The 23,641-nt window shown below is 29.5% G+C and carries 24 protein-coding genes; 3 read left to right on the forward strand and 21 right to left on the reverse strand.

Going from position 1 to position 23,641, the window contains the following annotated elements; all coding sequences use genetic code 11:
* Positions 1-5: 5 nt before the first annotated feature.
* The 5 genes from AC4PG3_RS10450 to AC4PG3_RS10470 form a co-directional block, all read right to left on the reverse strand.
* Positions 6-515: a fumarate hydratase C-terminal domain-containing protein gene (locus AC4PG3_RS10450; protein ID WP_492196573.1), complete on the reverse strand. Its 510-nt coding sequence runs from the start codon at positions 513-515 to the stop codon at positions 6-8.
* Positions 516-532: 17 nt separating this feature from the next.
* Positions 533-1,243: an RraA family protein gene (locus AC4PG3_RS10455; RefSeq protein WP_492196574.1), complete on the reverse strand. Its 711-nt coding sequence runs from the start codon at positions 1,241-1,243 to the stop codon at positions 533-535.
* Entirely contained in the window at positions 1,236-2,135 is a 900-nt protein-coding gene (locus tag AC4PG3_RS10460; RefSeq protein ID WP_492196575.1) for a DUF1932 domain-containing protein, read from the reverse strand. Before AC4PG3_RS10460 ends, AC4PG3_RS10455 begins: the two co-directional genes overlap by 8 nt.
* 320 nt (positions 2,136-2,455) lie before the next feature.
* A complete protein-coding gene (locus AC4PG3_RS10465; protein WP_492196576.1) occupies positions 2,456-4,417 on the reverse strand; it encodes a sigma 54-interacting transcriptional regulator in 1,962 nt (653 codons plus the stop codon).
* Positions 4,418-4,483: 66 nt separating this feature from the next.
* Positions 4,484-5,095 carry a thymidine kinase gene (locus AC4PG3_RS10470; protein WP_492196577.1) on the reverse strand — a complete coding sequence of 204 codons (612 nt, stop codon included), beginning with the start codon at positions 5,093-5,095 and terminating at the stop codon, positions 4,484-4,486.
* A 142-nt stretch (positions 5,096-5,237) separates the two neighbouring features.
* Between AC4PG3_RS10470 and AC4PG3_RS10475 the strand changes: the two genes are divergently transcribed.
* Complete coding sequence (locus tag AC4PG3_RS10475; RefSeq protein WP_492196578.1) at positions 5,238-6,014, forward strand: ABC transporter ATP-binding protein; 777 nt, start codon at positions 5,238-5,240, stop codon at positions 6,012-6,014.
* Positions 6,007-6,813 (forward strand): ABC transporter permease, encoded by an 807-nt coding sequence (locus AC4PG3_RS10480; RefSeq protein ID WP_492196579.1) that lies wholly within the window; start codon positions 6,007-6,009, stop codon positions 6,811-6,813. The genes AC4PG3_RS10475 and AC4PG3_RS10480 overlap by 8 nt, the downstream gene beginning before the upstream one ends.
* A gap of 39 nt (positions 6,814-6,852) precedes the next feature.
* Here AC4PG3_RS10480 and AC4PG3_RS10485 read toward each other — a convergent pair whose 3' ends face one another.
* The 10 genes from AC4PG3_RS10485 to AC4PG3_RS10530 all read right to left on the reverse strand — a co-directional run bounded on the left by AC4PG3_RS10485 (position 6,853) and on the right by AC4PG3_RS10530 (position 15,894).
* Positions 6,853-7,440 carry a peptidylprolyl isomerase gene (locus tag AC4PG3_RS10485; RefSeq protein ID WP_492198225.1) on the reverse strand — a complete coding sequence of 196 codons (588 nt, stop codon included), beginning with the start codon at positions 7,438-7,440 and terminating at the stop codon, positions 6,853-6,855.
* A 179-nt stretch (positions 7,441-7,619) separates the two neighbouring features.
* On the reverse strand, positions 7,620-8,294 hold the full coding sequence (locus AC4PG3_RS10490) for an MgtC/SapB family protein (RefSeq protein WP_492196580.1): 675 nt from the start codon (positions 8,292-8,294) through the stop codon (positions 7,620-7,622).
* 15 nt (positions 8,295-8,309) lie between these two features.
* Entirely contained in the window at positions 8,310-8,819 is a 510-nt protein-coding gene (locus AC4PG3_RS10495) for a nitroreductase family protein (RefSeq protein WP_492196581.1), read from the reverse strand.
* A 291-nt stretch (positions 8,820-9,110) separates the two neighbouring features.
* Entirely contained in the window at positions 9,111-10,223 is a 1,113-nt protein-coding gene (locus tag AC4PG3_RS10500) for a M20/M25/M40 family metallo-hydrolase (RefSeq protein ID WP_492196582.1), read from the reverse strand.
* Between the two features lie 68 nt (positions 10,224-10,291).
* The gene (locus tag AC4PG3_RS10505) at positions 10,292-11,830 is read right to left on the reverse strand and encodes an AbgT family transporter (RefSeq protein WP_492196583.1); all 1,539 of its coding nucleotides are present in this window, start codon (positions 11,828-11,830) and stop codon (positions 10,292-10,294) included.
* 76 nt (positions 11,831-11,906) lie between these two features.
* The gene (gene trhA, locus AC4PG3_RS10510; RefSeq protein WP_492196584.1) at positions 11,907-12,548 is read right to left on the reverse strand and encodes a PAQR family membrane homeostasis protein TrhA; all 642 of its coding nucleotides are present in this window, start codon (positions 12,546-12,548) and stop codon (positions 11,907-11,909) included.
* Between the two features lie 70 nt (positions 12,549-12,618).
* Positions 12,619-13,371 carry a type I methionyl aminopeptidase gene (gene map / locus AC4PG3_RS10515; protein ID WP_492196585.1) on the reverse strand — a complete coding sequence of 251 codons (753 nt, stop codon included), beginning with the start codon at positions 13,369-13,371 and terminating at the stop codon, positions 12,619-12,621.
* 1 nt (position 13,372) lies between these two features.
* Complete coding sequence (locus AC4PG3_RS10520; RefSeq protein ID WP_492196586.1) at positions 13,373-14,332, reverse strand: tetratricopeptide repeat protein; 960 nt, start codon at positions 14,330-14,332, stop codon at positions 13,373-13,375.
* Positions 14,333-14,448: 116 nt separating this feature from the next.
* Positions 14,449-15,267, reverse strand: coding sequence for a nitroreductase family protein (locus AC4PG3_RS10525; protein ID WP_492196587.1), 819 nt, complete (start codon positions 15,265-15,267; stop codon positions 14,449-14,451).
* Between the two features lie 84 nt (positions 15,268-15,351).
* Positions 15,352-15,894 carry a phosphatase PAP2 family protein gene (locus tag AC4PG3_RS10530; RefSeq protein WP_492196588.1) on the reverse strand — a complete coding sequence of 181 codons (543 nt, stop codon included), beginning with the start codon at positions 15,892-15,894 and terminating at the stop codon, positions 15,352-15,354.
* A gap of 149 nt (positions 15,895-16,043) precedes the next feature.
* On the opposite strand from AC4PG3_RS10530, the gene AC4PG3_RS10535 reads away from it, so the two are divergent.
* On the forward strand, positions 16,044-17,903 hold the full coding sequence (locus tag AC4PG3_RS10535) for an ATP-dependent helicase (RefSeq protein WP_492196589.1): 1,860 nt from the start codon (positions 16,044-16,046) through the stop codon (positions 17,901-17,903).
* A gap of 177 nt (positions 17,904-18,080) precedes the next feature.
* On the opposite strand, the gene AC4PG3_RS10540 is transcribed toward AC4PG3_RS10535, so the two are convergent.
* The 6 genes from AC4PG3_RS10540 to cls form a co-directional block, all read right to left on the reverse strand.
* Positions 18,081-18,581 (reverse strand): GerMN domain-containing protein, encoded by a 501-nt coding sequence (locus AC4PG3_RS10540; protein ID WP_492196590.1) that lies wholly within the window; start codon positions 18,579-18,581, stop codon positions 18,081-18,083.
* Between the two features lie 48 nt (positions 18,582-18,629).
* The gene (locus AC4PG3_RS10545) at positions 18,630-19,358 is read right to left on the reverse strand and encodes an HAD family hydrolase (protein ID WP_492196591.1); all 729 of its coding nucleotides are present in this window, start codon (positions 19,356-19,358) and stop codon (positions 18,630-18,632) included.
* A 111-nt stretch (positions 19,359-19,469) separates the two neighbouring features.
* Positions 19,470-20,333 (reverse strand): DegV family protein, encoded by an 864-nt coding sequence (locus tag AC4PG3_RS10550; protein ID WP_492196592.1) that lies wholly within the window; start codon positions 20,331-20,333, stop codon positions 19,470-19,472.
* A 39-nt stretch (positions 20,334-20,372) separates the two neighbouring features.
* Entirely contained in the window at positions 20,373-20,879 is a 507-nt protein-coding gene (locus tag AC4PG3_RS10555; RefSeq protein WP_492196593.1) for a dihydrofolate reductase, read from the reverse strand.
* A 326-nt stretch (positions 20,880-21,205) separates the two neighbouring features.
* Positions 21,206-22,090 carry a hypothetical protein gene (locus AC4PG3_RS10560; RefSeq protein WP_492196594.1) on the reverse strand — a complete coding sequence of 295 codons (885 nt, stop codon included), beginning with the start codon at positions 22,088-22,090 and terminating at the stop codon, positions 21,206-21,208.
* A gap of 90 nt (positions 22,091-22,180) precedes the next feature.
* Complete coding sequence (gene cls, locus AC4PG3_RS10565; protein WP_492196595.1) at positions 22,181-23,638, reverse strand: cardiolipin synthase; 1,458 nt, start codon at positions 23,636-23,638, stop codon at positions 22,181-22,183.
* Positions 23,639-23,641: the final 3 nt, after the last annotated feature.

A 23,641-nucleotide genomic window follows, 5' to 3' on the forward strand; every position in this document is an offset into this window, starting at 1 on the left:
TTAAACTAAAATATTGACTTCCCATGAGCTATTGCTACAATCCCTGGAAATTTATCTACTTCAAGTTTCCAAAAGGCTTCCATGCCTTCTTCTTGAAAAGCTGCTACTTCCCTATTCAAGGTTTTATTGGTTAAATATGCTGAAATAGGTGGAATTACTACAAATATAGAATTATTTTCATTTAGTGCTTTTACTGTTTCTGGCAATAAAGAACCTTTTCCTAAATGTAATTTTACACCTGCCTGGGATAATTTTGGTATATTTCCTTCTATCTCTTCTTTGTTGCTAGAAGTAGGCCCCAATCCTGCAACACTTACTGCTGAATGAAATATTACTCCCCCTTGGAGATCTATATCATATTCATCTAGTTTATTTTCTTCTATTAGCTTTACTATTCTAGGTAATACAGCATCTCTTCCCACGTATATAGTTCCACTAATTTCTATTGCATCTCCAGCCTTTAATTTATCGATATCTTGATTTGTAATAGGAGTTTTTAGCTCTATTGCACTCATAAATACACCTCCACTATTTATCTATATAAATCTTCCAGCATCTCATTTACCCATCCTGGGGCTAAATCTGGAAGTTCTCCACCTTCCGCCTTACATCTTCTATACTCTGCTATTTGTTTTCTTCTATTTATCTCATAGACATTTTTCTTTTCAGCTTTTTCTAATACTTCTTCTATTCTATCTCTAGGTATTACTGTTACACCATCTGCATCTCCAAATACTAGATCACCAGGATCTACTTTTATTCCTCCACAAGTAACTGTAGTATTTATCTCTCCTGGACCTTTTTTACCTGGTCCTCTTTGCATCAATCCCCTTGAATAGACCGGCATACCTAATTCTTTTAAACCTAATTTATCCCTTACAAACCCATCTACTACTACACCTTCAAATCCTATAGCATCTGCTGCTGCTCCCATTAAATCTCCTATATAAGCTTTCTCTTCATAAGCCTTTCCTGCTATCAATAGTACATAACCTGGTTTCCCTTGGTAAATTGCCAAATGAATAGGAAAGTTATCACCTTCTTGTGTGTCTACAGTATATGCTGTACCAATCATCACTTCACTATCTTCTATTGGTAAAATACTTCCATCCATAGCACCTTCTCTAAATATTCCTAATTCTTTCATTCCATCACATAATAGAGCAGGACTTAATTTTGATACTCTTTCAATAATTTCATTTGATATTAATTCTGGCATCTTATTGTATTTAACTTTATTCATATTTTATATTCTCCTCTTTCATCAGTATTTTAATAGCATCTCTAAAGTCCATATCTCCTTTTGGACCTACTATATCTACATATTCTTTTTCTGCCAATTGTTCTAATTTATATTGGGTAGCCTTGGACATAGATGCATCTAATCCCATTCCTTCCAATGTTAAAACCGCATCTGCCATTTCCTTTGATCTCCTCTCAGCATGAACCATAGTCCTAGCAATGAACACTTGAGATAAGTCTTCTATAGTCTTACCTACTAAGGTTCCATTTAAGGAATCAATTAAAGTATCTAAAACGCCAAATCTTGCTGCTGGGACCATGGATTCTATCATCACTTGGGGTAATCCCTTCATAAATACACTTCTAAACATTTTTATTGCAGAAGATGCACCGATAGGAGCCTCTAAATCTTTTAAATTCATTCCATATTCTATTAATTCTAAATAAAATTCTTTAGCACCATCTCCCGATAAAAATATTGGTACTTTATGACCATTCCCTGGTACCGTTGTCATTACAGCTGCATCACAGACTAACACTCCATTTTCCCTATTAATACTATCTATTTCTTCTTTGATACTTGGGGCTGCAGAGTTCATATCTACAAATACTTGTCCTGACTTTAAATTAGGTATAATTCCTTTTGCTACTTTATGAGCAACCTTTGCACTGGTTAGAGAAATAATAAATCTTGATGTATCGTAGGCTTCCTCTAGAGAATTAGCTAAGACTATACCAGCTTCCCTTGCTCTATTTCTAATTATCTTTCCTCTTTCTTCATGGTCCTGATTTACATCATAAGCTATGATATCTTTTAAACCTTCTGATTTTAATCCATTAGCTATATGAAAAGCTGCTTCTCCAAAACCTATAAAAGAAACTAAATTTTTCATAAAATCACCTCAACTTATATTAATATTATTATTTGAGAATTAGATTATTATAAATTTATTCCAATTCACACTATTATAAAATTTCACTATAATACTTATGCAATTAATATGCCAAGTTGAATTTTACCAATAATAAATTAAAAATAAACCAAGTATCCTTCAGGCATGTCACCTAGATACTTGGTTTATTTTTAGTATATGAACATTAAAAAGATTTTCAAAGTTAATTTACTTCTATTCAGAAAATAGAAAAATGAAATTCTTCGAAACTATTTGAAATGTTCTGAAACATGTTGAAACTTTTGGAATGTTTTGTGATTTCAAAGTTCTGTATTTCCATATTTAACTCTTTTTAAGAAATCTTCATCTATACTCTTGTACTTATTGATCTTTCTCCACAGAGTAGTCACACTTATTCCCAAGATCTCTGCTGTATTTTTCCTGTTTCCTTTAGTTTCTATGAGAGCTCTTTTTATTAACTCTTCTTCTGTTAAATTTTCTTTTATTTTTATTTCTATTTCATTTTTTACAGATTTGGAATCATATTTGAATCTATCCCTTTGAATATAATCTAATACTTCATTGACCATATCAGAATCTATTATTCCATCACTACTCATAATAATTAAACGCTCTATTATATTATTTAACTGCCTTACATTTCCAGGCCATTTAGCTTCTTTTAATATTTTTAAAGCTTTATTAGTGATTAAATCTACAGGAACTTCACTTTCCTCCATAAAATGATGGATTAAATAAGGTATATCCTCTTTCCTTTTTTCCAATATTGGAATTTTTAATTCTAATACACAAATTCTATAGTAAAGATCTTCTCTAAATAATCCTTTTTCTACTTGTTCTTTTAAATCTTTGTTTGTGGCAGCTATTATCCTAACATCAATTGGGATTACTTTGTCATCACCTATTCTTACTATCTTTCTTTCTTGAATAATTCTAAGTAATTTCAATTGAACTTCTAATGGTGCTTCACTTATTTCATCTAGAAAAATAGTTCCTCCATGGGCTAATTCAAATATTCCAGCTTTACCTTCACTTAGTGCTCCTGTAAAAGCACCTTTTACATATCCAAATAACTCACTTTCTAATAAGTTTTGTGGAAATGCTCCTAGATTTATAGCTACAAAGGGTTTGTCCATTCTATTGCTATAATTATGTATACTTTGGGCAAATAGTTCTTTTCCAGTTCCTGTTTCACCAAAAATTAAAACTGTACTATCCACCTTAGCATATTTTTTAGCTATTTCTTTAACTTGACTTATTTCATTACTTTTACCTAATATATCTTCAAATCTATTGTATGCAATATGACCCTTTTTAAGCATGCTATTTCTTATTTTTTGCTCTAAGGCCTGTATTTGTTTAGATTTTTGTAAAGTTGCTACTGATCCCACAACTTTAGAACCTACCTTAATAGGCTCTAAATTTAGTACTAGGGACATCTTATTTATATCAATAATTTCATTACTAATTTTCTTTCCTTTATTTATAGATTTTATAAATAAATCAGATGGAATAAATTCCTTTACATTTTTATTTAATATATTTTTACCTAATATTTTTATTGCATTATGATTAGCATTTGTTATTGAACCTTTTCCATCATAACTTATCACTCCATCAGATACACAGTTTAATATAGAGTTTATCATTTCATATCTATTTTGAAGTTCTATTCTTCTTTCTTCTCTTTCTAATTCTATTCTGGATAAATGAAATGCCTCTTCTAGAGCTTGATCTATAGCTTCTTCATCTGCTTCACTCATTACATACTCTATACCTAATTTTTTTATTTTTGATTGTAAAGTTAACCCCCCTATAGCTACTTCTATCCCCTTATCAGCTAATTTTTGTAATCTCTCATCTATTATCTCTGAATTTTCCGTCAAATCTATGGGAACGATTTCAATTCCCTTTAAGAATTCTTTGCTTCTAAATAGGATACTTTCAAAACTCTTAGAACTTGCCAAAAATGCTATTCTATTGGATATCTTTCTAGCTTTATTATAAGCTATATAACAATCAAAAAAAGTGTGTCTAACATCTACTATAGGTATATCCAAACTTTCTCTCAAGACTGCAGCAGTATGTCCTCTGCTTATTAGGACCTTAATTCCCTTTAAAATTAACTCTTCAGCTTCATTTATAGCATCATCTGTAAAAGCTTGTTTTACAATGATATCAAGATTTCTTTTTTTTATTTCTTCCTCCATTTTTTTTGTTAAAATACTTGATGGAGAAATAACAGCAATTTCACATTTCATAATATCCCTCCAAATTTAGTAATCTAAAAACAATTAAAAACAGAATAGATTTTCCATCTCTAATGCTTACAGTTCAAAGCTTACTTGATTTTTATTTAGTATATCTTCTTCTATCTTCCTTTCTTCTACAAAACATCTTCTGCATAATGGCTCATATTCTTTACTTGCCCCTATGACAACTCTCTCCTTATCTTTAATCTTTCTGTGACTTACCCAAGCATCTGTACCACATTTGACACATACTGCATGGTGTTTATGTAAATAATCTGCAATTGGCATTAGTTCTTTTACTATCTCAAAGGCTTGTCCCGTAAAGTCTAAATCAAGTCCAGCTAATATAATTGTTACATTTTTCTTTAGACAATCATTTATAGTATCTAATATCTCTTGTGTTTCTCCACCTAAAAACTGAATTTCATCTATAGCTATTACAGCTGGATTTACTTCTTGGCAATATTTTTTAATATCCTTTATCCCTTCTACTAAAATTGCATCTAGGGAAGTCTTATCATGGGTTGTTATTTTAGAATTTTCATATCTAGTATCTACTGCTGGCTTAAAGGCAATAGTTTTATATCCTGCTATTTTAAATCTATTTACATCTTTTTCTAAACTTGAAGTTTTACCTGAAAACATAGATCCTGTATGTATTATTAGTTTTCCTTTATATTGATGCATAGTCTACCTCCTTAAAGTCTTTGACTTTTATTATTATATCATTTATAAATATATTTTACTAATAGATAAATCTCAATAAACTCACCAAAAAATTAGTCCAGAATATAATAATTACTATATAGATTCTTGTGGGAGTGATGAGATGGACAAAAACTTAATTGTACAAATTGATGATATAAGTATCACCTACTATACTTTAGCCGAAGAAACCGAAGCTTTAAAAAATTTAAGTTTAAATATCTATGAAGATGAAATAGTGGGTATAGTTGGTCCAAGTGGATGTGGAAAGTCTACTCTATTATCTATTGTTTCAGGTTTAATAAAGCCAACTAAGGGAAATGTTAAGGTAAATGGGAAAATAGTAGATAAACCTTTAAAAAATATAGGTTATATGTTTCAAAGAGATCATCTTTTTGAATGGAGAAATATTTTAGATAATGTATTAATAGGACTTGAAATACAAAATAAATTAAATGACAAATTAGTCCAAAAGGCTAAAGATATGTTGACTGATTATGGATTAGGCGACTTCATATATTCCTTTCCAAATCAATTATCTGGAGGTATGCGTCAAAGAGTAGCTTTAATAAGAACCCTTATACTAGAGCCTGATTTATTACTTTTAGATGAGCCTTTTTCTGCCTTAGACTATCAAACTAGACTTGCTATATCAGATGAAATAGGAATTATATTAAAAGAAAACAAAAAGACAGCTATCATGGTTACCCATGATATAGCAGAAGCTATAAGCATGTGTGATAGAGTTGTTATGCTAAGTAATAGGCCAGGTACAGTTAAGGAAATTATAGAAATAGTCTTGACCTGTCCTGAGGGTAAATCTCCTTTGAAATGTAGAGAAGCCCAAGAGTTTAGGCACTATTTCAATAGGATATGGAAGGAGTTGGATATCCATGTCTAATAAAGAGATGTCAAAGGAGCATTTAGAATATATAAAAGACATTAAGAAGAAAAATAAGATAATAACTACCACTCAAATAAGTTTAATTATATTAGCTTTAATCCTTTGGGAATTAGCTGCATATTTTAAACTTATAGATACCTTTTTAACTAGTAGACCCTCTAGTATTGTAAAATTATTTTTCCAATATATAAGCCAAGGAGAGCTTTTTCACCACATTTTCATATCTGTATCTGAGACAATAGTAGGTTTTCTAGGTGGTACTATTTTGGGAATAATAGTAGCAATACTTCTTTGGTGGTCAGATTTTTGGGCAAAGGTATTAGATCCTTATCTTGTTATATTAAATAGCCTTCCCAAAACTGCCCTGGCTCCGATTATAATTATTTGGGTAGGTGCAGGATATTCAGGTATAATTGTAACAGCAATATCAGTTTCAATAGTAATTACAATTATGAATATGTATGATAGTTTCAAATCTGTGGAAAAAAGCAAGATAAAACTTTTGCATACCTTTGGTGCAACGAAATTCCAGGTATTGAAAAGTCTAATTATCCCTGCCTCCATCCCAGATCTAATAAGTACTTTAAAGATCAATATAGGACTATCATGGGTAGGAGTAATAGTAGGTGAATTTTTAGTTTCTAAAGCAGGTATAGGCTATCTAATAGTCTATGGAGGTCAAGTATTTAAATTAGATATAGTAATGATGGGTGTTGTAGTATTAGCTATAATATCTGCTATTATGTACAAAATAATTTCAATTCTTGAAAAGAAGTTTATCACTTGGAGAGATTAAAAATAAGCCATACATATGTATGGCTTATTTTAGATGTTCTTATTTTTTATATTCTACTATTTTTACTTCTTCCATCACTACATCTTCTATAGGCTTATTATTAGCATCTGTTTTAACACTTGCTATTTTATCTACTATATCCATTCCTTCAAATACTTGACCAAATACTGTGTGTTTAAAGTCTAACCAAGGAGTTCCTCCTAATTCTTTATAAGCCTCTGAAACTGCTTTTGAATATCCTGCCTTTTCTCCTACTTCTTCCATCTCTTTAATCATATTTTCTCCTACACTAGGACTTTGAACTATGAAAAATTGGCTTCCATTTGTATTTGGTCCTGAATTAGCCATAGATAAAGCCCCTCTAAAATTATGATAATTTGGGTCAAATTCATCTGGAAATTTATCATTCCATATACTAGTACCACCTCTACCAGTACCTGTTGGGTCTCCCCCTTGAATCATAAAATCATTCATAACTCTATGGAATATAATCCCATCATAGTAACCATCATAGCTTAAAGTTTTAAAATTTTCAACAGCCTTGGGAGCTATGTCCTCAAATAGTCTAAATTTTATCTCTCCATAATTAGTTTTTATTACTCCTATTCTTTCTCCTTCTTTTGGCATTTCTAATTGTTCTAAACTCACTTCAATCTCTCCTTTGTCATTTGTTTTGTCATCTTGTGTTTTATCATCTTGTACTTTTTCTATATTTGCATCCTTGCATCCTACACTTAAAAATAATATAAAAATCATAAAAATTATTAGGTATCTTTTATTTTTCATTTCTATCTCCTACCATAATATTATTTGTCTATTAGTTCTTCACCATTTATTATTATCTTATGGACTCCCTTTATATTATATATATCTCTATATAGTCTATGTAAGTCTATAGAATGTGGATATTTTACTACAAAACTTATGTCTTCTATCTTTTCTTCTTCCTCTAATTCAGTAGACATCATATTTATACTTCTTATAGCTATATCGTGTCTTCCGAATACAGTCCCAATATCCCCTACAAATCCTGGTCTAGATTTTCCTGTTATCTCAATGTTTCTAAGATTACCCTTGAATAATTTATTTTCTATGGAACCTACTGCTATTAGAGAAAATAAAACTACTATAACTGTCACAATTGCTCCAACATAGTATCCTCCACCTATGGCTAAACCTATAGCAGAACATACCCAAAGACTTGCAGCAGTAGTAAGACCTTTAACATTATTTCCTGTTTTCATAATAGTACCAGCACCTAAGAAACCTATTCCACTTACTACTTGTGCCGCAACCCTAGAGGGGTCAGCTCTATAATCAAAAGCATTCATGGAAACCAACATAATAAGTGTGGAACCTATACTTACTAATATATGAGTTCTAAAACCTGCCGGTCTATTACTAGCCTCTCTTTCCAGTCCTATTAGCCCTCCAAGTATTGCAGCTAATAATATTCTAAATACAATAATTTTTTCATCCATAATAATCACCACTTCCTACCATGTATTATAGTGAATTTTATTTCTATCAAATCTATCCTTCCTCATTTTATCTTCTACTTTATTGCCAATAGCAACAATTCCAATAGGAATTATATTTTCAGGTAAGTTCAATACTTCTCTAGTATTATTTATTAAATCTTCCACACCATATATTCCACACCACACTGCTCCCAAACCTAGTCCATGACTGGAGAGTAGTATATTTTGTATTGAAGCCGATGCATTTGCAACAAAAAAGCCTACATTATCTTCTTTATCTTTATCTATACAAACTGTAATAGCTACACTACAATTAGGTATCATCTTACCAAAAGGGTGAAATTCTCCTATAGTTTTTAAAATATCTTTATCCTTTGTCACTACAAATTCCCAATTCTGCTTATTGTGGGCAGAGGGAGCTTGAAATGCTGCTTTAAGTATTATATCAATTTGTTCTTCTGTGACTTCTTTATCAGTAAATTTCCTAATACTTCTTCTCGTCATTATAGCTTCAATAGCTTCCATATTTACCTCCTAAATTATATTAAAAATTTCAAAAAATATCCTCTTTAACATGTGGCCTAGACACATACATGTACCAATAGATTTGTAGAGTTCAAAATAATATATCCTTAGTATATACTATTTCTGGAATATTCACAATATTTATCTGTAAGTATAGTATTTTAATTTCCTTAGCATGATATAGGTACTAATTTACATAAATTTATAATAAAAATTCTCCTAATCCCTCGTAAAATTAAATTAACCCTAATAATTTTACAAGAAAAAAGGAGAATAATCAACTATAAACTATTAAGCATATACTTTTATAATTTCTAATGCTAGTCTTGCAGCATTTTCTAAATCCTTAATATGAATATGTTCTTCTAGTGTATGAGGCTTTCTCTCTCCTATTCCTAAGTTAATCGCCTTTATTCCATTTTGGTTTAATATATTTGTGTCGCTTCCTCCACCTGAAGTAGTAGTAAAGGCTTCTAAGTTTATATTCTCACAAGCTTTAGTAACCATTTTTACTATTTCTTCATCTTTATCTACTTTAAAAGCTCCATAAGCATTGATAACTTCTACTTCTACTTTTCCTCCAAACTTATCTGCAGCTTCTTCACAGCATTTTACCATATGATCAGTTTGAACTTTTAATTTTTCATCATCTAGACTTCTAGCTTCTGCTTTGAATTCTACTATTTCCGTAACAATATTTGTAGCTTCTCCACCATTTATAGAACCAATATTGGCAGTTGTTTCTTCATCTATTCTCAATAATTTCATATTACTAATAGCTTCAGAAGCTATTTGAATTGCACTTATCCCATTTTCTGGAGCTACACCTGCATGTGCTTTTTTACCTATAAACTTAGCATTTATTTTATTTTGTGCAGGACCTTGAACTATTATATATCCAGGTTCTGAACCACTATCTAAAATAAATCCTAGCTTTGAATTTAGCTTACTGTAGTCTAAATTTTTAGAACCGTGAAGTCCGCCTTCTTCATATATTGTAAAGGCTACTTCTATATCTCCATGCGGAATATTTTTTTCTTTTATAATTTCCAAAGCTTCCATTATAGCAGCAATACCAGCTTTGTCATCTCCACCTAAAACTGTAGTACCATCACTATATACTACTCCATCTTTTATTATTGGCTTAATTCCTTTGCCAGGAGATACTGTATCCATATGGGCACTAAATAGTATACTTTCACCATCTGTATTTCCTTTTAATCTACCAATTAAGTTCCCAGAATTACTTCCTACTTTCTCTCCTGCATCATCCATAACAACTTCTAATCCTAATTTTTCCATTTCACCTTTTAAAAAGTCTGCAAATTCTCTTTCTTCTTTTGTAGGACTATCTATTTGTACATATTCTAAAAACCTATCTAATAATCTTTTTTCGTTAATCATTTTTCTCCTCCTATTTTTATAAAAAAATGAGGCTAAATTTCGGCCTCATTTTTTATCTTTTGATTAAATTACATGTGTATAAAAGCGCCTGGACCTATTGGTAATCCTAAGAAATACCAAACAGTAAGTAAAATAGTCCATCCTATTAAAAACGTCACTGTATAAGGTATCATAGTTGATATAAGTGTACCAAGACCACTTTTCTTATCATATTTTTGAGCAAATACAACTATCATAGCAAAATAACTCATTAGTGGAGTTATAATATTTGTAGTTGAGTCTCCTATCCTATAAGCTATTTGAGTTAATTCTGGAGTAAGTCCTAATTCCATCATCATAGGTACAAATACAGGAGCCATAATAGCCCATTTAGCTGAAGCTGAACCCATGAATAAATTCAAGAATGCTGAAATTAAGATAAACGCTATAATAAGTGGTAATCCTACAAATCCTATACTTTTTAATAACTCAGCACCTTTTACTGATAGTATACTACCAAGGTTTGTATAGCTAAAATAGTTAACAAATTGAGAAGCAAAGAATGCCAATACTAGATATCCACCCATACTCTTCATAGCTTCTGTCATAGCTTGTACAAAATCTCTACTATCATTTATCTTTCCTACGGTTTTACCATAGGTATATCCTGGTATCATAAATAATAATAAGATTAAAGGAATCAAACCACCATGCATAAACTCATTTAAGTTTAATTCGCCCTTTGCATCTACAGTTTTAAATAACGCATTTGGAGTAAACATTAAGAAACCCATTAATATTGCAAATAATGCAAGTGCTATTCCTGCATTTCTAAGTCCTTTGTTTTCAGTATCTGTTATTGGGTCTTGAGTAGGAATATAATCTCCTTCATAAGTTCCCAAGTTCTTTTCTACTATTCTTTCAGTTACAAAAGTTCCCAATATTACAAGTAAAAATGTTGATACTATCATAAAGTATAAGTTTGCAGTTGCATTAATTTGATAATCAATACCTGCACTCATTAAAGCCTCATTTGTAATACCTGCAAGTAGTGGATCTAAAGTACCTATTATTAAGTTTGCAGAGAAACCTGCAGATACACCTGCAAAAGCTGCTGCTAAACCTGCTATTGGATGCCTACCTGCCCCTGCAAATACTATTGCTCCTAAAGGTATAACTACTACATAACCAGCATCTGAAGCTATATTTGACATAATACCAGCAAATACTACTACTGCAGTTAAAAATTTAGCGTTTACGCCTGAAAGCATTTTCTTTAAAGATGTATTAATAAGTCCTGACCATTCTGCAACCCCTACTCCTAGCATGGCTACAAGTACAGTCCCTAACGGCGCAAATCCTGTAAAGTTTTTAGTTGCACTATTGAACATATACCTTAAACCATCAGCATTCAATAGAGATACTGCAGACTTTGTAACTTCTTCTCCAGCTTTAGCATCATAATAGGTTACAGGCTCTCCTACTTTAGCTACTATTGCAGATATTACTATAACTGCTAAACTAAGATATACAAATATCATAGCTGGGTGAGGAAGTGCATTTCCTATTCTTTCAACGCTTTTAAGAAATCCTTTTGTCTCGTTTTTGTTTGCATTTCTTTCTGACATAATCATCCTCCTTATATTTATATTTATTATATTATACCTTAATAATAAGAAGGATGCAAATATTTACACATTTTACTTAAGCTAAATAAAACACTATTCCTAAAAAGTGAGTTACACTTGCAGCTAATACAAAGACATGCCATATGGCATGATTAAATGGGATTTTTTTACTTTTATAAAAAATCGTACCGAAAGTATAAAGTAATCCTCCAGCTAATATCCAATAAAAAAATTTAATGGAGGTAGCATCAACTATAGCTTTTATAGGAATCAATGCAATCCATCCCATGCCAATATATATTATCAGTGAAACAATAGTATATCTATCAAATTTCCCGTAGGTTAATATCTTAAATAACACACCTAATAAAGCTATGGTCCATACTCCTACTAACATAAAAATTTTTAATCTCCCTGTTAAAGTAAGTAAAACTATAGGAGTATAGCTTCCTGCTATAAAGAGGAATATTGCTGAATGATCAAATACTCTAAGGACTTTCTTTACTTTTTCTATTGTAAAACTATGATACAAAGTGGAGGCTAAAAACATTAATATAATACAAGCTCCATATATACTAAATGCAACTATAGAAGGAACATCTCCCTTTTTAATACCTAGAACAAGTAATACAGTAAGGGCAACTATACCAAATACTACACCTACACCATGGGTGATACTATTTAACAATTCTTCTAGCTTTGAATAACTTTTACTCATTATATCCCTCCTAAATACTGTAACTCCTTATCTTCTTTACTTTACTATACACAGTAATATCTATATTATTCTATATATCTTGTTCTGTAAGTACAACGGGTCCTTCCTTTGTAATAGCCAAAGTATGCTCATATTGTGCCGACAAACTGCCATCTACAGTTCTAGCAGTCCAACCATTTTCATCTATCTTCATATTGTATTTTCCCATATTTACCATTGGTTCTATTGTAATTACCATTCCTTCTTCTAATCTAGTTCCCCTTCCTTTTTTGCCATAGTGTAAAACTTGAGGATCTTCATGCATATCTTTTCCTATTCCATGTCCTACAAAATCTTTAACAACAGAAAATCCTTGAGACTCTACATAGGATTGAATAGCATGACCTATATCTCCTAATCTATTTCCTACCTTTGCCTGCTCAATTCCTAAATATAGAGAATTCTTGGTAACATCTAATAGTTTTTGGGCCTCATCTGAAATTTCTCCTACTGCATAGCTCCATGCAGAATCTGCCAACCATCCATCTAAATTTACTACCATATCTATAGTAAGTATATCTCCATTCTTTAGCTTTTCTTCCCTAGGGTAACCATGACATATTTCATCATTTACTGATGCACAAGTAGCATATGGATACCCACTATATCCCTTTTGTTCAGGATATGCCCCTCTTTTGTCTAAATACTCTTCTACAAAACTATCTATATCCATTGTGGAAATACCTGGTTTTATTATTTTTCTTATTTCTTTATGAAGACTAGCTAGGATTTCTCCTGCCTTTTTCATCTTTTCAATTTGTTCTGGTGTCTTAATTATTATCATTTTATTTCTCCTTATTATTTTGTATTTTATATTCTTCTATTATTTTTTTGAAATCTTCATTATTATATAATTCTTTAAAGTCTTTATCTTTTAATACCCAGTTTATACTTGATGGCTTTAGAATTAAAGTCTTTCTAATATCCTTTATAGCCTTGGATTCCATCTTTAGTATAGCGTAGGAACAGGCCCTATTATAATATAAGACTTCAGCATAGGGATTATAGGAAATACCCTCAGTCAATATCTCTATAGACTTATGATATCTTTTTTCTTCTATATATATGGCAGAAAGATTTAAGTATGTATAATGATACTCTCTATTTAAATCTAAGGACTTTAAATAGTATTCAATTGCCCTTTGATTTTGATTTAATCTTTTATATACTACTCCCATATTAAATAGTGATTTATAAAAATTAGGGTTTATATCTATGCTTTTTTTTATCATCTCTAATGCTAAGTAATAATCTCCACTTTCTTCATATATGGAACCTAAATTATTATAGGCATGATAGTCATCATCTTTTAATTTGATTACCTTTTTATATAATTCTATAGCTTTTTCCTTATCTCCTCTTTTGTCATATAAATTAGCAGCAAAATAATAGGCTCTATCATAAGCATTATCTTTTTCAATTGCCTTAAAATAATACTCTAAGGCTTTTTCTTCATCTCCTAATTGTTCCTCCATTATAGCTACTCCATAGTATGCTCCTTGATTATCCTCATCTATGTCTATTATTTTATTATAAGTTTCTAAGGACTTTTTAGGCATATTTAATTCATCATAAATAGCTGCTATATTAAACAAAATCCCCACATCTCTATCAGGGTCTTTATCAAAGTCTAATGCTTTTTTATAAAACTCTACAGCTCTAAGCTTATCTCCAGCTAAATAGAAATTCTCCGCTAATATTATATAATTCTTTTTCTTTTGTTCTTTTGATATATTTTTTGCCAATTTTAACACCTCTATATACTATATATATTAGTTTAACACAATATAAAAAAAAAGTAGAGGGTTATTCCTCTACTTTTAATACTCTTATAGAATTCAATATAGCTATTATTATATTTTTATAATTGATATTTGGCTATATATCTATATTTTTTCCCACATTTTTCTACTTCCTTTGGCTCTACTAATTGCCATTTGCTTGTCGAACCTTGTCGTTTTGCCAACTCTTCAAAATAATACATAATAACTCCAGCATCTACAAGCAAAGAATTATCCCATTTTTCATAACCTAATAACAAAGTTATTTTCCCATCATCTTCAAGTAAAAATCTCCAAGGCTGTAAGTTCTTTTTAGATGGTGCATATCTAACATAATAAAATAAATCTATAAGTCCTTGAGCATGAAGATCATCTGACATTATATTTTTACCGATCTGATCTTTAAAGACTAATTCTTCTGCACTAATCTTTTCGCTAATTACATTTTGTTGATATGCTCTCTTTGCTTTTGAATGTCCAAATCCAAGGATGAAATCTATATCACCATCTACATCTCCAAAAACTTTCTCTTTAGTCCCTGTATCTAAATTATTTACAGTTATCCAACATGTCCCCAAACCATAAGAATTTAAACGAGTTACCAATTTCTCCATATGATATGCCCCTGAAATTATTGTCATATCTTCATTGTTTTTTTTCACAAGAGCTATATAATGAGGACTCTCTATCATGACTCCTGCATATCCAGCTTTGTTTTTAAGATTTTCAGAAATGTTTTTCCCATATTCATATAGTCTGAATTCTATATTTGAAGATCCCTCTTCCCCTTCTATAAAGGGTATATCTTCTTTTATTCTATTCATAATATCCTGACTTACTTCTCTTTTTTCAAATTCTCTAGTAGATGTTCTCTCCTCTAAAAACTTATTCATTAACATAAAAACCCCTCCATTTAAGTATTTATAATATATATCTTATATATACCTTAATTTTTTTCTATAAATCAATATAAATTTATTATACTAATATATTATTCCTTTTATTAATTCTATTAAAAACATATGGACTATTACTGAGGAACTTATCCCTAAAATTATCCCTGCTATTACATCTGTAGGATAATGAACACCTAAATATATTCTAGAAATTCCTATTATAAAAGCTAAGAAAAAAGCCAAGATAAAAATCTTAGGTATATTTAAAGACAAAGTTGTGGCAATAGAAAAACTTGCTGTAGTATGTCCAGATGGAAAAGAGTAATCCTTTAAGTCGAATCCAAAGGTGTTTAATTTTTCCATTATTTTGTAGGGTCTTTCCCTACTTAAAAAGATTTTAAGAGACTGAACTATTATCTGACTTATCCCTAAAACTACTAAAGCTTCAAGTCCTATAAGTTTAAATTTATTATTCCCAATTAAGATTAGAATTAAAGTGAAAATTGTCGAAGAAATTGCACCACCTAAATCCGTAATTGTATACATAAATTTATCAAAAAAATCATTTTTCATCTTGCCGTTTATTAAATCTATAAAAAAATAATCAAATTTCTTTAAAAAACCTTTCATTTAAACACCGCCTTTTCCTGGTGATTTTCTTTAAGAGATATATTATATAATATATCCATCCTTTCCTGTGTAGAAACATAAATATTCTTATTATTACAATTCTCATCCTTCTTATGTTAATATATAAGGAGTTAAGAGGAGTTGATTTGATGAAACTTAGCACAGAACAAAAAATGGCTATTAATCACATCTATGGTCCTGCCCTAATACTTGCAGTTCCAGGGGCAGGAAAAACTACTGTATTAGTTCATAGAACTTATAATTTAATTTATAATCACCACATAAATCCCGAAAAAATCCTTTCCATAACCTTTAGTAAGGCTTCTGCTAAGGATATGAAGGCACGATTTGACCAGGTAGTCTCTCAAGATTCTTTAAGTTCTAAGGTGTATTTTTCAACTATCCATTCTTTTTGTTTTGAATTATTAAGAGAATATGCCTTTATTAAAAAAATTAAATATCGATTAATAGAAGATACCAAAAATAAAATAAATAAATTCAATTTAATAAAAAAAATCTATTTAGATATAAATAAGGACTATATAACTGAAGATAAGTTAGAGTTATTGTTTAATTCTATGAGCTTCATAAAAAACATGATGATTTCTGCAGATAAATATACGAGGGATGAAAATCCAAATATCCCTAATTTCCTAAAAATATACAATATATATGAAAATTATAAAAAACAAAATAATATGATTGATTTTGATGATATGTTGACTATTTCCTGGGAAATATTACAAAAGGATCCTTATTTATTGAGGAAATACAGAGAAAAATATGATTTTATACAGATTGATGAAGGACAAGATACTTCAAAAGTTCAAATGGAGATAATAAAAATTTTAGCTGCACCAAAAAATAATTTAATAATAGTAGCAGATGATGATCAATCTATATATGGTTTTAGAGGGGCATATCCTGAAGGATTATTAAATTTTAATAATATTTATAAGGATGGAAAAGTATTTTTCATGGAGAAAAACTATAGATCTACTAAAAATATAGTATCTATTTCTAATAAATTTATAAAGACAAATAAAAGTAGATATGAAAAAAACATCATAACGGATAATGACTATTTAGAACCTATAAATATAGTTAAACTAAAGACTAAAAAAGATCAATATGAATATCTCATGGAAAATATAAAGGATAAAGACCTAGGAGATACTGCCATACTATACAGGAATAATCTAAGTTCTATCGGTATTATAAATATATTAGAAAAGTTTAAAATTCCATTTTATATTGGTGATAAAAAAAATAGATTTTTCACTCATTGGGTAGTAAATGATATCCTTCAAATTATGTCCTTTGCAAATAATACTAAGGATTTAAGTTTATATGAAAACTTTTATTATAAAATTAAAGGATATATATCCAAAAAACATATCAATTATATAAAAACCTTAGACGGAAATATTTGTGTTTTTGATAGGATAAAACAATACCCTGGAATAAATGAATTCTATAAAAAAAATCTTAGAGAGTTAAAGTTTGACTTTAAAAGAATCTCAAAATTAAAACCCACAGAATCCATAAGATATATTGAGGACTATTTAGAATATGACTTATATCTAAAGGAAAAGGCGATAAAGACAGATTCTTATGATAATTTAAGTAATATCTTGTATTATTTAAAATTGATTGGAGAAAATTGTCAAGATTTAAATAGTTTTATATGTCGTTTAAAGTCTATAAAATACCTTTGCAATAATTGTCACAATAATACAAATAAATTGACCCTATCTACAATCCATAGTGCTAAGGGGTTAGAATTCGACAATGTGTATATAATAGATTTAGTAGATGGTGAGTTCCCAAGTAATTCAAGTATAGATGGACTTAATAAGAGTAATCTAAGTCTATTAGAGGAAGAGAGAAGACTTTTTTATGTTGGTATGACTAGATCCAAGCGACATTTAAGTTTACTTACCATGCAAAGTATAAATGGTAAATCAGTTGAAAATTCTCGTTTTTTATATGAATTAGGCAAAAAGTAAAATTATATTGAAATTAATGTTTAAAATTTTTAAATTTTGACATACTATATAATACAATATTTTCTGAGGAGGATTAATGTGAAAAAGTCAAAAGGAAGAAAAGATAAGAAACAAAATCCTAAAAGCAGTAAAGAAGAAACTGAAGAAGAGTGATTAAAGGTCCTGATAGTTCAGGACCTAATTTATTTCTATTATATTTTTAAAATTCACCCTAAAAAACTCTCCAGTTCTCAACATGAAATGTCCTGATTCATATGGTTTCTTTTCTATAGATATATATACCTTATCTATATTATAAAATTTGCCCAGTGTATTGACTATGCTAATTAATCTTTCATATTCTAAACTAGAGCCTAAAGTGTCATCCATAAACTCTCTAGAGAAGTCTATACATAAAACCATATCTTTTGAGTCTAAATATATATTATTTATATGTGTGTCTTCTGTCATTAAAGGGACTAGTCCTTCTCTAGGGGGATTTTTAAAAACATCCTCTAGTATCGATATAAATTTGCCATCTCGGCTCATTTCTATTTCTAATTCTAAATATCCACATCCTATATCAGAATATAATGGATAGTAAGTCTCCATAGAAAAAATATAGGGGTCTACAGATCTAAAACCTAGGGTTATAATAGTAATTAATATAAGTAAAAAGATACATAAAAGCTTTTTCACAACTATCACCTCTAAGATAATAGTATGTCCATGTATCTATTTTTATTCCTATTCTATTGTTTCTACAGAGGGATTTAATTTATAAATTACATTTTTCCTCTCTACAATTACTTTTGTCTTTTGAGATAAGAGTGAGTCTTTACTCAAAGCATCTAAAAGAGGTTTATTGGGATTTATTGCTATTGGATTACCCATCATTCTTAGCATGGATAAATCTCCAGTAGTATCTCCATATGCATAGCTATTTTTCAAGTCTACATTATATTTTATAATTAGCTTGTTTATTACTCTTTGTTTACTTTTAGAATCCCACATAGGTACTATGTTTCCTGTAAATTTATTATTTTCATCTACTTCATATAGGCTCCCTTTGTATTCTGTCACTCCATATTTTTCAGCCATTTTAGATACTAAAAAATCTGGACTTCCAGATATGAAAAATACTTTATGTCCCTTTTTCTTATGCCATTCTATTTGGTCTCTCGAATATTTATAGACCATATCTCCATTGACCTCTATCACATTAGCTGCTATAAATTCCATATAGTCCTTATCTACACCCTTTAATTCTTCTAAATAAACTGCTGCCAAGATTTCTAGATACTGTTCAAAATCACCAAATCTTCTTTCCCATTCCATATATACTTTTTTTACTTTTGTATACCAAATAGCTGGATCTATTACTTCATAAGTCATCAACTTTTGGAAATGTTCTATCATCAATGAATTTCTAAAAATTGTACCGTCTATATCAAAAAATGCTGCTATATTCTTCATGAAATCCCCCCAGTTAAGTTTATTATTAGTTTATACCCTTATTTCTACACTTAATTCTCTATATATAAATTTTTTAAAAAAACTGAGGGATAATTCCGCTCAGTTTTAATCTTAATTATGATGTTTTTCTTTTAAAAAGAAAATAGCCAAAGTTCCTGGCCCAACATGGGCTCCTATAGCACCTCCAATAGGGTTTATTAGAAAACTATCTACTCCAAATCTTTCTTTTATCATTTCTCTAAGTTTATTAGCACCTTCTAAATTGTCTCCATGGCTTATTCCTACAATCTGATCTTTGCTGTCTATTAATCTATTCTCCATGATATTTAACATGGTTTTATAGACCTTATTTTTCCCTCTTACTTTTTCCAATGGCACTAATTTCCCATCTTCTACATTTAATACAGGCTTTATATTTAAAAGTCCTCCTACAAATGCCTGTGTTCTAGATACTCTACCCCCTCTAAAAAGGTATTCTATATCATCTACAGTAAATATATGCTCTATATTATCTTTACAAAATCTCACTCTTTTTAATATTTCCTCTTTGGTTTTCCCTTCTACTGACATTTTAGCCGCTTCTAGTACTAGAAGCCCAAATCCTAAAGATGCCGCCTTTGTATCTACTATGTCTATATCAAAATCAGGATATTTTTCTAGTATACTATCTCTAACAAAGGTTGAAGTCTGATAAGTACCTGATAATTGAGAAGAAAAAGATAGATATATGACCTTAACTCCTTTTTTAGCATATTCTTCAAATTTCTCATTAAATATATTTGGTGGAATTTGAGCTGTTTTATAGATTTGTCCATCTCTCATTCCATTATATACTTCTTCCGGGCTAATACTTACTCTATCTAAAAATTCTTTATCATCTTTTAAAACTACTATAGGCAATATATCTATATTGTATTTTTTAATTATATCTTCCGGTAAATCACATGCACTATCACTAAGTATTTTAACATCCATTATTTAATCCCCCTTAAACATTGACCCATATTATAATTTTTATCTATCTACTCTTTTATAATCTATATATTTATACTGTACATTTCCGTCGGTTAATACTTCAGATGTATTTTCTACCTCCCAATTTTCATCCTCATCTAAATTATGAAGTGAAGCATCTGCATTTTCAAAATTTCTATATATTTTTGTTATATATGCCTTGTGACAATAATCTAAAAGCTCTTTTGCTACAATTCCTCCGCCTATTACATAGTTTATCATTTCATTTTTAGGATTTACATTTTCTAAAATATTTATTAATTCATTTTTAGAATTTACTACAATAGTATTTTTAGGATTATAGTCTTTTTTTCTAGTCATTATTATATTTATCCTATCTGGTAAAGCCTTAGATTCAGGTAGAGATTCAAAGGTCTTTCTTCCCATAATAATTATATGTCCAGTTGTCAACCTTTTAAAACGCTTTAAATCCTCTGAGATTTTATAAAGCATGTCACCTCTGTATCCTATCTTCCATTCTTCATCTACTGCAAATATTAATATCATAAAGCCTCCTAAGAATTATCACAAACCTTAATATATTATTATAATACATTAATTTTTAAAAAAACACAAAAGATATTAATTTGTGGTCTATATTTTATAAAATTAAAATACATTATAATAGGTATACTAAAAGGAGTGGTATTAGATGAAACTATTTTTTATTAAAAAGAAAGTATTAAATTGGGTACTTATAGTTGTATTAGCATTAATTTTTTCACTTATCCTACTTTCCATCTTTAAATAATTATGAAAATCAGATTGTTTTATGACATCCGACCAAATTATAAGTAGTATTATTTATAATTTGGTCAAACCAAGTCTATAATTTATTCTAAATTTTCTAAGTTTTTTATTCCATTATCTTTTTTAATTAAAAATAGCATTTTACTATCTTCTTTTAAAGATTCTTCCATACTATCTAGTAAAAAATTCACTTTATCTACTTCCTCCAATTTTTCTTCTTTATCTTTTAATTTAAACCTTATTTTGTTTATGTTTTCTTCTCTATTTTTTAAAACTTCCATAGCTTCTTTATTTTTCCCAGAAATAGCCCTTATATAATACTGATATATGGAATATTTTATTTCATTTATATCTCCGCCTATTTCATCATTATATAAGTTTAAAAAGGGTTTTAAATTTAATATTGATTGGCTTCCAAAGTCATATGTTTGAATAATATTTTTATCCTCTATAGCCTTAGTCATCTTATTTAAACTCTTCTCAAACTCTTGTATTCCATCACTTGTTATCCCTCTTTTAACCCCTTCTATTATATAAGAATTCCAATCATAATGAACTTTTTCTATATCCCTATTTATATTATCCCATTTTTTTTTAATTTCTTTGTTTTTTTCTTCATCAGCTACAACTTCTTCATTCCCTTTGTTTTCCATTTGTTGAAAGGACTCTTCTTTCTTTTGATCTCCTTGTCCACTTGACTCTTTAGTATTTGAGTTTTCACTTTTATTATTTTCAGTTTTATTTTCATCTTCTTTATTTTGTGACTCACTATCTTTTTCAACTTCCAATCCCATATTTACCTTCTCAATTTTTCCTATTGATTTTAATATTTCATTTATTCCTGTATTTAAATTGATTAAAGATTCTGGAGCCATATCTTTTTGTTTAAAATCTACATTCTGACTTTTACATCCAGATAAAGCAATAATTAAAGCGGAAAATATTAAAAATTTTAATATTTTATTCAAAATAAATCACCTCATGATTATTGTAACCATGAGGTGATTTATTATTATAAACAATAGGAAAGTTCTACCTTTAAATTATCATTTTATTTTTTATAATATTGGAGATAGAAGCCTTGATATTGACTCCTTTATCTTCACTATTTTAGATCTATTATTATAATGTTCCAAAGTAATTTCTCTACAATCATTTAAATCATCTATAAATTTTTCTGTCAATTTTAAATTTGTATTTTCATCATATATGAAAGCATTTACTTCAAAATTCAATTTAAAACTTCTGATATCTAAATTTGCAGTTCCTACAGAAGACACAAAATCATCTGAAACAAATACTTTGGAGTGTAAAAATCCTTTTTCATAAGTATAAAACTTAACTCCTGCTTGTAGTAATTCTCCTATATAACTTAAACTTGCCCAATATACAAATGGGTGGTCTGGTTTATTTGGAATCATAACTCGTACATCTACACCAGAAAGTCCAGCAATTCTCAAAGCTTCTAATATACTATCATCTGGAATAAAATATGGTGTTTGAATATATAACTTTTGTTTAGAATAACTGATCATCTTTGCATATCCATCTTTTATATTAGGCCATTTTGAATCGGGACCACTTGAGACTATTTGCATACCAACATAATTTTCTTTTTCCTCTTCGTGAATATAACTTTGGCAGCTTTTTATCTCTTCACCAGTTGCAAATCTCCAATCTAAGAAAAATCGCCATTGTAATGAGCTTACAACAGATCCTTTGACTTTTATATGAGTATCTCTCCAGTATCCAAATTTTTTAGATAATCCTAGATATTCATCCCCTATATTAAATCCTCCAATATAAGCTTCTCTTCCGTCTACTATACATATTTTTCTATGATTTCTATAATTTATTCTAATACTCAAAAGTGGGACAAAGGGAGGTAAGAAAACCTCTACTTTACCTCCAGCATTTCTTATCATATCCTTTGTTTTTTTAGAAAGCCATCTTCCCCCCATGCCATCTACTAATAGCTTAACTTCTACTCCTTCTCTAGCTTTTTCACAAAGGGCATTTATTACTTTCATTCCTATTCCATCTGCTTTGAAGATATAGTATTCTATATGGATATATCTCTCAGCATTTTTTATACTCTTCAGCAGAGCATCAAATTTATCATTTCCGTCAAAAAAAACTTCCACTTGATTATCTTGGGTAAAGTATGCTTCACTACTCATTAGATGCATCTGTATTAAATCTTCATACCTAGGAAAATTAGGATCTCTAAAATTAAACTTATCTTCTTCTATTTGTTTTTTTTGAATTTCTGCTATTTCCCTAAAACATCCATCTTCTTCTAGCTTAGTTTTAAATAACTTTTTCTTTGAAAGATCTTGTCCTATGAATAAATACAAAATAAATCCTATCCCTGGTAAAAATGTAAGGGCCATAATCCATAACCAAGTAGATGTTGGATTTCTTCTTTCAAAAAAGATTAGTAGTAGACCCAACACCATATTGATCCACAATAGATTGCTAAATATCAGCATATAATTTTCTAGTATACCATCCATAGA

The organism is Tissierella sp. QWL-11 (assembly GCF_058683765.1).